This window comes from Ruegeria sp. SAZD013 (assembly GCF_059612525.1).
The window spans coordinates 856556-868865 of the sequence record NZ_JBXWQT010000020.1 but is presented as its reverse complement, the minus strand read 5'-3'; the positions used below and the strand labels follow the sequence as shown (position 1 = coordinate 868865).

The 12310-nt window shown below is 57.8% G+C and carries 8 protein-coding genes; 6 read left to right on the top strand and 2 right to left on the bottom strand.

The genetic code is table 11. The features are described from left to right. Nucleotides 1–23: 23 nt before the first annotated feature. Together AC2FLU_RS10525 and AC2FLU_RS10520 are read left to right on the top strand one after the other, a co-directional pair. Nucleotides 24–1847 (top strand): ABCB family ABC transporter ATP-binding protein/permease, encoded by a 1824-nt coding sequence (locus tag AC2FLU_RS10525; RefSeq protein WP_480492940.1) that lies wholly within the window; start codon nucleotides 24–26, stop codon nucleotides 1845–1847. 58 nt (nucleotides 1848–1905) lie between these two features. After that, the gene (locus AC2FLU_RS10520) at nucleotides 1906–2304 is read left to right on the top strand and encodes a DUF2147 domain-containing protein (protein WP_480473428.1); all 399 of its coding nucleotides are present in this window, start codon (nucleotides 1906–1908) and stop codon (nucleotides 2302–2304) included. 43 nt (nucleotides 2305–2347) lie between these two features. Here the strand turns inward: AC2FLU_RS10520 and AC2FLU_RS10515 are convergent, their stop codons facing one another. Beyond that, nucleotides 2348–6127, bottom strand: a complete 3780-nt coding sequence (locus AC2FLU_RS10515) for an efflux RND transporter permease subunit (protein WP_480492942.1) — start codon at nucleotides 6125–6127, stop codon at nucleotides 2348–2350. Then, complete coding sequence (locus AC2FLU_RS10510; protein ID WP_480553804.1) at nucleotides 6124–7350, bottom strand: efflux RND transporter periplasmic adaptor subunit; 1227 nt, start codon at nucleotides 7348–7350, stop codon at nucleotides 6124–6126. The genes AC2FLU_RS10515 and AC2FLU_RS10510 overlap by 4 nt, the downstream gene beginning before the upstream one ends. 225 nt (nucleotides 7351–7575) lie before the next feature. Here AC2FLU_RS10510 and AC2FLU_RS10505 point away from each other — a divergent pair, with 225 nt between their 5' ends. From AC2FLU_RS10505 to AC2FLU_RS10490, 4 genes are all read left to right on the top strand, one after another. Continuing rightward, entirely contained in the window at nucleotides 7576–8247 is a 672-nt protein-coding gene (locus tag AC2FLU_RS10505) for a hypothetical protein (protein WP_480473425.1), read from the top strand. Nucleotides 8248–8291: 44 nt separating this feature from the next. After that, the gene (locus tag AC2FLU_RS10500) at nucleotides 8292–9614 is read left to right on the top strand and encodes a PQQ-like beta-propeller repeat protein (protein ID WP_480473424.1); all 1323 of its coding nucleotides are present in this window, start codon (nucleotides 8292–8294) and stop codon (nucleotides 9612–9614) included. Nucleotides 9615–9663: 49 nt separating this feature from the next. Next, nucleotides 9664–11127, top strand: a complete 1464-nt coding sequence (gene der / locus AC2FLU_RS10495) for a ribosome biogenesis GTPase Der (RefSeq protein WP_480603195.1) — start codon at nucleotides 9664–9666, stop codon at nucleotides 11125–11127. A 165-nt stretch (nucleotides 11128–11292) separates the two neighbouring features. Next, complete coding sequence (locus AC2FLU_RS10490) at nucleotides 11293–12276, top strand: fatty acid desaturase (protein WP_480492943.1); 984 nt, start codon at nucleotides 11293–11295, stop codon at nucleotides 12274–12276. The last annotated feature ends 34 nt before the right edge of the window (nucleotides 12277–12310 follow it).

Here is a 12310-nt window from a genome sequence, read left to right as displayed (position 1 = left end):
TCTGACCGCAGACAAGGTACGTGATGAGACGAACATCTCCGATGGCCTCGAATGACGGGGTGCAGAGCGGCGGGCGCAGTTCAGGCTGGCGCACAATCCGCAAGGTTGCGCCCTACCTCTGGCCGCAGGACGAGGTTTGGGTAAAGCGCCGCGTGGTTATTGCCATGGCGATGCTGGTTCTGGCCAAACTGATCGCGGTTTATACACCGATCCTTTACAAAGGCGCCGTTGACTCATTGGCAGGTGAAGGCGTGCCGCCGCTAGCGCTGGGCGCAGTGGGTGTGACGGTTGCCTACGGCGTGGCGCGCATGATGACGGTTGGGTTCCAGCAATTGCGGGACGCCGCCTTTGCCCCTGTTGGACAGCGGGCCTTGCGGGCGCTGGCGCTGGAGACGTTCCGACATATCCATAACCTGTCCATGCGCTATCACGTCTCGCGCCGCACCGGCGGGCTGAGCCGTATCATCGAGAGGGGGGTCAAAGGCGTGGAATTCCTGCTGCGCTTCCTGCTGTTCTCAATCGGGCCGCTGATCCTTGAGCTGTTGCTGGTTGCGATCATACTGATGTGGTTGTTCGACGTCTGGTATCTGGTGGTCGTCGCCGTCACCATAGGCCTATATATCTGGTTCACTTTTGCCGTGACCGAATGGCGGGTAAAGCTGCGGCGTGAGATGAACGATCAGGACACCGAAGCCAATCAGCGCGCCATTGACAGTTTGCTGAACTTCGAAACCGTCAAGTATTTCAACGCGGAATCCCGCGAAACTGCACGTTACGACGTGTCGATGAAAGCCTATGCCGGGGCGGCGCTGAAAACCGCCTATTCGCTGGCGTTCTTGAATTTTGGCCAATCCTTCCTGATCACCTGCGGCCTGATCGGAGTCATGGTTCTGGCCGCAATTGGCGTTCAGAATGGAAACCTGACCGTGGGCGATTTTGTCATGGTCAACGCGTATATGATCCAGATTACCGTTCCATTGAACTTCCTGGGGACGGTCTATCGCGAGATCAGGCAATCGCTGGTAGATATGGGGCAGATGTTTGATCTTCTCGAACAACCCGCCGAAGTCATCGATCACCCCGATGCACCCGACCTTGCGGTCAATGGTGGCGAGGTAACACTTGAAGATGTGCATTTTGGTTATGACCCTGAAAGGGAAATCCTCAAGGGTGTTTCCTTGACGGTTCCGGCCGGACAGACGGTCGCGATCGTAGGGGCGACGGGGTCTGGAAAATCGACCATCGGGCGGCTGTTGTTCCGGTTTTATGACGTGACCAAAGGCGCGCTGAAGATCGACGGGCAGGATGTTCGGGATGTGACCCAAACCAGCCTGCATGCCGCGATCGGCGTTGTGCCACAGGATACGGTGCTGTTTAACGACACCATTCGCTACAACATTGCGTATGGGCGCGACGATGCCACCCCGGAGGATGTCGAGGCCGCAGCCCGTGCCGCCCAGATTCATGACTTCATCACTTCGCTGCCTGACGGATACGACACCATGGTGGGTGAGCGCGGCTTGAAACTGTCCGGCGGCGAAAAGCAACGGGTTGGCATCGCGCGGACATTGCTGAAGAACCCCCCGATCCTGTTGCTGGACGAGGCGACCTCGGCCCTGGATACCGACACGGAACAGGATATCAAGGATGCGCTGGCGCGCGCTGGGGAAGGGCGGACCGTGATCACGATTGCCCATCGCCTCAGCACCATTGCCGAGGCTGATCGGATCGTGGTTCTGGAAGCTGGTGAGATCATCGAACAGGGCACCCATGACGAGCTGTTGGCGCGGTCCGGGCGATATGCTCAACTGTGGAACCGCCAGCAATCCGACAGTGAGGCCGCCTGAGGGGCTCATCTTGCCCTGCGGAATGTGCTAGGATGCGCCGTGCATGTAGGTGGACGCCATGATCAATGGATTAGCAAGACGATTAGTATCTGTAGCCGTTGTGGTTCTTCTCCCGGCTATGGTCGCGGCTGACCCGATTGAGGGCGTGTGGAAGACCGAACCTGATCGAAAGAACCTGATCTCGCATATCCAGATATCCGCCTGCGCGGACAAGTTCTGCGGCACGATACTTTCGGCTTTTGATTCTTCCGGCAAAGAAGTTCAAACGCCGAATATCGGGAAAAAGCTGTTCTGGGACGTGTCGAGCGAAGGCGGCGGAAAATATGGTGGGGGTGAGTTCTGGGTTCCCCTGATCGACGTTGATGCTGTTCCGCAGATGACGTTGCAGGGTGACAAGCTCATGGTCAAAGGCTGTGAACATTCGATTTGCGCGCACCAGACCTGGTCCCGACTGTGACGACAGAAAACGAAAAGGACCGGAAATCCCGGTCCTTTCATTCTTATTCTGCGGCTTTTAGCGGCGATCCAGGAATTTGATCCGTGGGCTCGTCTTGCAAACCGGTCTCGGATTGGTGCGGCTCATCCCACACAATCTCGGTCGCCTGTAGTTTGCGGGCCGAGCGACCAATAGCCATGTCCTGCGCGATCTTACTGGACCGCCCCGCGGTCATACGGGCAAGCCCGCGGCTGAGCCAGACAGCGTAAGTCGTCACCCAGACACGCAGCGCCAGAAGCGACGGCGTCACGATCAGGGTGAGAACAGTGGCGATGCCAAGACCAAAGACAACCGCTGTGGCCAGCTGTTTCCACCACAGAGCGGTGGGACTGTCGATGGAATAGCCGCCATTGATAAAGTCCAGCGAAAGCCCAAACATCATTGGGGTCAGACCTGCCATCGTGGTCAACGTAGTCAGCAGAACCGGGCGGATACGCGATTCCGCGGTGCGGACGATTGCCTCGATCCTTGGCATATAGGCGCTGTATTCCTGATAGGTATCGATCAGAACAATGTTGTTGTTCACCACAATTCCTGCCAGAGCAACGATGCCGGTGCCGGTCATGATGATCGAGAAGGGTTGCTCCATCACGATCATGCCGATCAGAACCCCGGTGGTCGAAAGAACAACTGCCAACAGCACCAACACCGAATTGTAGAACGAGTTGAACTGGGCGAGCAGGATCACGAACATCAGCCCCAAAGCACCCATGAAGGCATTCACCAGAAATGCGCCGGATTCTTCCTGCTCTTCCTGATCACCGGTCCATTGCCAACTGATCGAGTTGGCGAAGGGGCTGGTTTCCAGCCATTCGGTCAGTACTGCGATCCGCTCATTCGGGTTGATCAGGGCGAACTGCGCGTCTCCCGCGTCAATCACGCTACGTAGCTGGTCTATATTCTTTGCACCGGTCAGTTGAACCAGCTCGTAGGACTTTCCTACGTCGCCGTCCAACACGGTGCCGGTTGGAGTGTAGCCGTCGGTCACTTCGCGCATTATAGCCAGACGTTCTTCTTTCCCGTCCGGCCCTTTGGTCACAACCTTGCTCAGACCCGGTTCAACATCCGCTTTGACGTCATAGTAACGTTGCTGGTCGACACGGTTGATCTGGGCCAGTTTGGCCACGGGTTCCCGGGTCACGAAGTTCGACAGCGGAACCAACCCGTCCGGAGTGCGGACCTTGAGCGTATCCAAAGTCGACAGCACGCGATCCTCTTCCGGCAATCGGACACGGATCTCGATCTCTTCATCCGTATTGTCTGGGCGCATCTCACCCAACAGGATGCCGCGTGTCACAAGCTGCACCATGGCACCAACAGTGGCTACATCAGCGCCGAACCGACCAGCTTTGGCCACGTCGACATCGATCTGCCAATCGATACCAGGCAGGGGCAGGGTATCTTCGGTTTTGATCAGCCCCGGCGTTTCGTCAAAGACCTGGCGCGCGGCGACGGTGGCCGATCTCAATTCGTCCCAACCGTCCCCCTTGATACGCAGGTGAACCGGTTTGGCCGAGGCCGGGCCCTGTTCCAATGCCAGGATTTCAACAACGATACCGGGTATTGTCGCCAGTTTGGCGTTGAGATCGCCGATTACGTAATCGCCATCATATTCGGGTGCCACAAAGTGGCGCTCAAACAATCCCCACAAAGCGGATTCCGAAACGTTCGGACGATCTTCCCATGGGATAATTTCAAACTGGACCCGCCCCACCGTGTCCGCCGGTGCCTGCGCGCCGCCGGTATTCTGGTCAAGACCGCCTTCGCCGGCAAAGGAAAAGACGTTGATTACCGCCGGATGAGATCCAATGATCTGTTCGGCCTGCAGGACCATCTTGTCTTTTTCAGCCAGTGACAGGTTGCCACGAGCACGGACGTAAGCTGTTGCCTGTTCCGGTTCGCTTTCAACGAAAAATTCGACACCTCTTGATTCCTGTGGGAACCAGACGAAGGTCACAAAATACACGGCAGAGAAAACTGCCGCCAGCGACACGATCGGCATGATCGGGTTTCCGACAAGGAACCGGATCACATGCCCGAAAGGTGTGTGTTCGTCAGCGGTGTGGACGTGGTTTTCTTCCGCCCGTTCGAACTTGGCCGCGCTCAGTGTTACAGACCCGGCAAAGGCCCCGAACAGGAACAGCAGGGCACCAGCGACCACTCCTCCGGGCAGTAGATAGTCAGGGTTCAGAACCTGCATCGCACCCAGGAAGATCATATAAAGCGACGGGGGCACCATCACTGCCCGAATCCACCACCGGGTACGCGCACGGAGCCAGTTCGAAGACCGGTCGAAAACGCGGCTCAGACGCCCCGAAACACCGCCCATGACCGGCAGGTAGATCAGCGCCACAATCAGCGACGCCGACAGAACAAAGATCAGCGTGACGGGCAACATCCCCATGAATTCGCCCGGAACACCGGGCCAGAAGAGCATGGGCAGGAAGGCACATAGCGTCGTCGCGGTCGAGGATACGATGGGCCAGAACATGCGTTGGGCCGCCTCAACATAGGCATGCATCGGGCCGACGCCTTCCTTTATTCTCTTGTCAGCATATTCCACGACCACGATGGCACCGTCGACCAACATCCCTACGGCCAGAATGAGGCCGAACATCACAATGTTCGAGATACTGATGCCCATGACCGCCAGAAATGCAAAACACAGCAGGAATGAGGTCGGAATTGCAAAGCCCACCAAAAGCGCTGCCCGCGTACCCAAAGAGGCCAGAACCACGATCATCACCAGAGCGATTGCGGTCAGAACCGAGCCTTCAAGCTGGCTGACCATCGAACCGACAATGCGGCTCTGGTCGTTCGACGTTCCAAGCTCGACCGCGGCCTGAAGCTCGGGCGGCCATTTGGTCTTGGCCTGAGCTATGGTTTCTTTCACCTGCGTAACGGTGTCGATCAGGTTATAGCCCTTGCGTTTGACAACTTGCAGCGCGACGGTCGCCTCGCCGTTGAAGCGGGCGGTACCTTCGCGATCTTCAAATGTGTAGTTGATCTGCGCAAGCTCACCCAGCGTTACAACCCGGTCGCCATTGACCTTGATCGGCAAGCCATAAACATCCTGCGCCGTTTTGAACGACGATGGAATCTTGACCGAGAATGTACCCTGGGCAGTTTCGACCTCGCCTGCCGCGATCAGCTGGTTATTGTTTCGCACGACATTGATCAGCTCGTCTGCGGTCACGTTGTATGCTTCAAGCCGCAATGGGTCGATAACGACCTCAAGCAACTCGTCACGATTGCCCGCGATACCCGCTTCGAGAACGGAATCCAGCGCCTCAAGCTCGTCCTGCAAATCCTTGGCGACACGGGCCATTGTGCGTTCCGGAACGGCACCGGTCAGATTGACGATGACGATCGGGAACTCGGAAAAGTTGATTTCCGTCAGCGAGTATTGTTCCGCACCTTCGGGAAAATCAGCCTGGGCCGTGTTCATGGCATCGCGCACGTCCGCCATGATCGAGGTCTTGTCCCAGCCAAATTCAAACTCCAGCGCGACCCCGGCATAACCTTCGGCCGCAGTCGACGTCATTTCCTTGAGCCCGTCGAGATCCGCCAGTTCGGTCTCCATCGGCTTGACCAAAAGGTTTTCTGAGTCTTCCGCTGAAATCCCGGGAAACTGCACCGAAACGAAAAGGGCAGGGATTTCGATATCCGGCTCACCCTCTTTCGGAAGCGAGACATAGGCAAAGCCGCCTACGACCAGCGAAATGGCGATGAACGCCATTACCATTCGGGCCCTGCCTGCGGCCCATGCGACGATACCCGTCATTGCGAGGCTTCCCGATAAGTTGGTGCAACGGTAACACCGCGGATCACGAATTCCTGCCCGACCACAATGATATCAACCGTTTCCGGCAAGCCATCGATCCAGACACCTTCGGCTGTGTCGCGCAAAATGCGGACCGGCATGAAATCAACCACATTGCCTGCACCAACTGTGCGCACACCCAATTGACCTTCGTTGCTGAGTGTCAGCGCCGATTGCGGCAGCAGGTGGGCTTTCGTACCTTCAGCCGCGATGAGGATGGTGGCTGTCTGACCGTCGCGAATGGTCAAGTCGGGGTTCGGAACGGTGATTTCCACCTCGAATGTACGTGTTGTCTCGTCCGCTGACCGGCTGAGGAACGTGACCCGACCGCCCAATTGCCGACCGGTCACAAGCGTTGCCGAAGCCTCGGACCCGACAAGCACCCGGTTGACCTCGGTCTCGGGAACGAAGCCGACCAGCTTGATCGGGTCCAGTTGAATGACAGTCGCGCAAAGCGATCCGGGTTGCATTAGGCTGCCCAGTTCCGCGGTGTCGCTTTCCAGCAAACCTTTGAAGGGGGCTTTGATGGTCAGGCGGCCAATCTCTCGCTGTGCGGCCTCGACTGCTGCTGCGGCGGCTTCGATGCCCGCGCGCGTGGCCTCCAGCCCGGCTTCGGCGGATTTCACACCGGCTTTTGCAGAGCTCATCACAGCTTCGCTGGAAATCCGGCGGGTTTCCGACGCATATCCGGTTTCAGCCAGCTTGCGTGAGGCTGTCAGATTGATCTCGGCCTCGGCCACAAGCGCATGTGCCTCTATCAGGCGTGCTTCGGCTTCGGGAATGCGGCTTTGGGCTTCCAGCTTGCCCGCCATGGCCTCGGCCAGTTGTGCCGGGCGCGTGCCGGGGTCAAGTTCGCATAATATATCGCCCGCCTCAACAAACGCACCTTTGCGTTTGGGCTCAGAGACAACGGTGGACGTGGTTTCCGCAAGCACTTCGACCTGCCGGTTCGCCTTCGTCTGCCCGCGCAGCAGCACGGCGCTGTCAATTTCGCGCGCTTGCGAGCGCACGGCGACAACGCCCACGGCAGAGATATCGGAGTTTTCGGTTTCCGTGGCTTCGACTTGTGTTGCTTCCACGGCATCACCGCGTCCGGCAAAGGCGAACAAGGTGTCACGTTCAAACACCAGAAAATACAGTGCAACAATCACGAGAAGGGCGTTGATGAATGAAATCAAACGCATAAAGTGTTTCTCCTAAGAATCTGCGCCATTAATACTTGGGCTGTCACGCCATGAAATGGGGTCTGTTCGGCATCTTTTCCATACTGAACTGAATAGTTCGGTTTGCATTTTTTCGCAAGAGGGAAGCAAAGCGGTGAAAATGCGCATATTCGGACCCTTGGCTTGGCGTTGGTGCCGGGGTATGACATGGCGCACTAATACAAGATAGACAGCCCGGGGGCTTGGATGAGCGATATAGACAGTTTCATTGATGAGGTCACCGAAGAGGTGCGCCGTGACCGGATCTATCTGTTGCTGCGTCGCTGGGGCTGGGTGGGTGTCGTCGCCGTCGTGTTGATCGTCGGCGGTGCCGCTTTCAATGAATACCGCAAGGCGCGGGACACGGCGCAAGCTCAGTTATTGGGTGACACGATTCTTGCTGCATTGTCCGAAAATGACCCGGCGGCAAGGGCTGCTGGTCTTGCACAGGCAGAGGCGATGTCACCGGGCGGGAAAGCCGTGCTGGACATGTTGTTGTCTGCGTCACAGGTCGAATCCGGATCCCGAGAGGACGCGGTCACCAGCCTGAACGCGGTTGCCGTTCAGGGCGACCTGCCCGAGATTTACCGCGCGATTGCAAGCTTCAAGTCGCTGCTGTTGCAAGGCGATACCTTGCCTGCCGCCGACCGGCGGCAACAGTTCGAGGCGTTGGCGGCCCCCGGAGCGCCGCTGCGGCTGCTGGCGGAAGAGCAGTTGGCTCTGATTGACGTGGCCGAGGGGAATGTCGATGCTGCGCTGGATCGATTGCAGGCGCTACGGCAGGATGCAGAGGTTGGGATCGATCTGCAACAGCGCGCGGCGCAAATGATCATTGCTTTGGGTGGGGAACCTGAACCATTGGTGGCGCAGCAAGGCTGACCAGGCGGGACAAAAGACTTAACGACAGGCGAGTTCGGAATATCATGGTAACAAGATTTTTTTCCCGTACGGGATTGCCTTTTGCGGCTCTGGCCTTGACAGCACTTGCGGCCTGTGAACCGCCCGAAGCCATTCTGCCCGGTGAACGCGAGGATATTCGCCCTGTTTCAGATCTGGAAACGGTCGAAAAGCGCGGCTCGCAACCGATCAGCCTGCCGGCGCAACAGGTCAACGCCAACTGGTCACAAAGTCCGGGAACGTCCGCATACCGAACCACCCATGCCGCTTTGCGCGCAACACCACAACGGATCTGGTCTGTTTCGATCGGGCAGGGCGACTCGCGCAAGCAACGCATAACTGCCGAGCCGGTGGTTGCGGGCGGATTGATCTTTACACTGGATTCAGGAGCGACGGTTTCAGCGGTCACCCAGCAGGGGCAGTTGGCATGGGAAACCGATCTGATCCCGCCAAGTGATGGCGACTCGGATGCAACAGGGGGTGGTTTGGCTTATGCCGACGGCGTCCTTTATGTGTCGTCAGGGTTCGGTCGGTTGACCGCGCTGGACGCCAAATCGGGTGCCGTGCGCTGGCAAAAACGCCTGGAAGCGACCGGCAGCGGCGCTCCGCTGGTGAACGACGGGCTGTTATACGTTGTGGCCGGAGATGAAACCGGCTGGGCTGTAAACACCAAGGACGGACGCATAGCCTGGCAATTCGAAGGCACACCCAGCGTCGGGAACGTTCTGGGTGCGCCTGCGCCTGCAATCGCATCTGATCTGGCGGTATTTGCCTTTGGCTCGGGTGACGTGGCGGCCACTTTCCGCCGCGGTGGTATCCGCCGCTGGAACGCGTCTGTTGCAGGGGGGCGTCGCGGGCGCGCCGCGGCGCAAATCGTCGATGTGACTGGTGGTCCGATGGTTGTCGGCAACAGTATCTACATCGGCAATCACTCGGGCCGGACCGTCGCATTTGATGCCGCTTCCGGTGAGCGCCGGTGGACAGCAGACGAAGGTGCGGTCGATACGGTCTGGCCTGCGGGCAACAGCATCTTCCTGATCAGTGATCGCAGCCAGCTGGTGCGTCTGAACGCGGCGGACGGGTCTGTCATCTGGGCGCAGGATCTGCCGGGCTTCGTCAAGGACAAGCGTGGCCGCCGGGGACCGATCTTTGCGCATTACGGCCCAATTCTGGCCGGGGGTCGTATTGTGGTTGCGTCCAACGACGGGTTTCTGCGGTTCTTCAATCCAGTTGACGGAACACTGGTTCATCAGGCTGAGGTTCCCGGAGGCGCGACAGCATCCCCTGTTGTGGCCGGGCAGACGCTGTATGTTGTTTCGACCAAAGGTGATCTACACGCTTTCCGTTGACGGCAAGATGCGTTAAAGGGCGCAACTTGAGTCTTGAAGGTAGAGTATCATGTCGCTGACCCTCGCCATCGTGGGGCGCCCGAACGTGGGCAAATCCACATTGTTCAACCGCCTCGTAGGCAAACGTCTGGCGCTGGTCGACGATCAGCCCGGTGTGACGCGTGACTTGCGCGAGGGCGAAGGGCGTCTGGGCGATCTGCGCTTTACCGTGATCGATACGGCCGGACTTGAAGACGCGACAGATGACAGTTTGCAGGGCCGGATGCGCCGTCTGACCGAACGCGCGGTAGACATGGCCGATGTCTGCCTGTTCATGATCGATGCGCGGGTCGGGCTGACGCCCACGGACGAGATGTTTGCAGAAATCCTGCGCAAACGGTCCAAGCATGTAATCCTTGCGGCCAACAAGGCCGAAGGCAGCGCAGCGGATGCCGGGGTGCTCGAGGCATATAACCTGGGTCTGGGTGAGCCTGTGCGTCTTTCTGGTGAACATGGCGAAGGGATGACAGATCTTTATGCTCGGCTTATGCCTTTGGCCGATGCAGCCGAGGAAAAGCAGGTCGAAGAAGCCCCAAAAACCGATATTGAGCTGGATGAAGACGGTGAGGGCGAAATGCCCCTGATCACCTCTGCGAAGCCGTTGCAGGTGGCCGTGGTTGGCCGTCCGAATGCGGGCAAATCCACGCTGATCAACAAGATCATCGGCGAAGACCGCCTGTTGACCGGGCCTGAGGCCGGGATCACCCGTGACGCTATCAGCCTGCGGATTGATTGGGCCGACCCGGACGGAGAAAGCACTCCGATGCGGATCTTTGACACAGCAGGAATGCGCAAGAAAGCAAAGGTACAGGAAAAGCTGGAAAAGCTCTCGGTGTCAGACGGCTTGCGCGCGGTGAAGTTTGCCGAGGTTGTCGTCGTACTTCTGGACGCGGCCATTCCATTTGAACAACAGGATCTGAGAATTGCCGATTTGGCCGAACGCGAAGGCCGGGCTGTTGTTGTTGCCGTAAACAAGTGGGACGTCGAGGAAAACAAGCAGGAAAAGCTGCGGGAACTGAAAGATGCCTTTGATCGTTTGCTGCCGCAGCTGCGCGGGGCCCCTCTGGTTACCGTCTCGGCGAAAACGGGTCGCGGGCTTGAGAGATTGCGCGCCGCCATCCTGCGCGCCCATGACGTCTGGAACCGCCGTGTGCCAACCGCGGCGTTGAATCGGTGGCTGACTGCCATGCTGGAACAACACCCGCCGCCAGCCCCACAGGGCCGCCGCATCAAGCTGCGCTATATGACCCAGGCGAAAACGCGGCCGCCGGGTTTTGTTGTGATGTGTTCTCATCCCGATAAGATGCCCGAAAGCTATACCCGCTATCTGGTCAACGGGTTGCGTCAGGACTTTGACATGCCTGGCACCCCAATCCGCCTGACGCTGCGCGGGCAGGGCGACAAGAACCCATATAAGGGTCGGCGCAAGAAAAATGCGGGCGCGCTGGCCAAGCATCTCAAGGGCCGCGCGTAACTGCGCCAATTTTCAGCATCTTACCTCACGGGGGCGTGACAGTTTCTGTTCTCCGCGCTAGCATTCATGCGTGTGCATTTGTTTGGGCACGCACTGCTTGCATGCGGACTAGCCGCACCTAGATTTGAACAGAAAACTGAACGGCCATCGTAAGGAGACGGCTGGATGGATTTGAGGGAATATACAAGACATTACGCGGTGCAGGACAACAGATTGGCCGCGGCAAGTTATTTTGGCACATTTGCGGTGTATTTCGCGTCGCTGACCCTTGCGATCACCTTCGTTGATCGCTGGTACATCATGATACCCGCCGGGATCGTGTTCGCCTTTGCCGCAGTACGGCTTTATGTGCTGCAACATGATTGTGGGCATCACTCTCTGTTTGAAACACGGATTCAAAACGAATGGGCAGGGCATGGTCTGTCACCTTTCACTTTCGCCCCGTTCGAGGTGATGAAGCAGAACCACAATCTGCACCATGCGGGCATCGGAAATCTTGAACATCGCGAGACAGGTGAAATTCATACGATGACTCTGCGAGAGTGGAATGCGGCTGATTGGAAAACGCGTTTTTTTTACAGGCTGTATCGCAATCCGTTCATCCTGGTTCCGGTCGGCGCGTTGTTCACCTACTTCATCCGATACCGCTGGCCCAAGAACACGGCGCGTTTTGGCGCTAAAGGTGTGGTGTTGCACAACCTGTCGATCATCGTGTTTCTAGGATTGTTGTATCTGATTGCGGGTATGACCGGCATTTGGGTCTGGTTGGTGTTTTCCTTTTTGGGTGGAATGCTGGGCGTCTTCCTTGTTTATCTTCAGCACAACTTCGAAGATACCTATTGGGATCGCCGCCCCGATCTGAACCCTCAGACAGCAGCGCTTGAGGGATCATCCGCACTGGATTTCGGATGGTGGTTCGATATGGCTGTGGCCTGCATCACGTTGCACGACATCCACCATTTCAACGCGCGTATCCCATCATATCGCCTGCGTGCCTGCCATTATAACCTGCCGCCGGAATACACCCCGCGCCGGATTAAGTTTCCCGAGGCCGTGGCCGCATTGAACCTGAAGCTATGGGACGAAGATGCCAAGCGCCTTGTACCCTTTCCGAGAGACAACCGAGCCGCTAGTCTTGCCCATAACTAAGCTGGCAGAACAGGGGTTATCACTACGCTGCTTG

What these genes read in the sequence shown, in the direction of transcription:
- AC2FLU_RS10490 (WP_480492943.1), top strand. Translation starts at nt 11,293, where the DNA reads ATGGATTTGAGGGAATATACAAGACATTACGCGGTGCAGGACAACAGA.
- AC2FLU_RS10500 (WP_480473424.1), top strand. Translation starts at nt 8,292, where the DNA reads ATGGTAACAAGATTTTTTTCCCGTACGGGATTGCCTTTTGCGGCTCTG.
- AC2FLU_RS10520 (WP_480473428.1), top strand. Translation starts at nt 1,906, where the DNA reads ATGATCAATGGATTAGCAAGACGATTAGTATCTGTAGCCGTTGTGGTT.
- AC2FLU_RS10510 (WP_480553804.1), bottom strand. Translation starts at nt 7,350, where the DNA reads ATGCGTTTGATTTCATTCATCAACGCCCTTCTCGTGATTGTTGCACTG.
- AC2FLU_RS10505 (WP_480473425.1), top strand. Translation starts at nt 7,576, where the DNA reads ATGAGCGATATAGACAGTTTCATTGATGAGGTCACCGAAGAGGTGCGC.
- der (WP_480603195.1), top strand. Translation starts at nt 9,664, where the DNA reads ATGTCGCTGACCCTCGCCATCGTGGGGCGCCCGAACGTGGGCAAATCC.
- AC2FLU_RS10515 (WP_480492942.1), bottom strand. Translation starts at nt 6,127, where the DNA reads ATGACGGGTATCGTCGCATGGGCCGCAGGCAGGGCCCGAATGGTAATG.
- AC2FLU_RS10525 (WP_480492940.1), top strand. Translation starts at nt 24, where the DNA reads ATGAGACGAACATCTCCGATGGCCTCGAATGACGGGGTGCAGAGCGGC.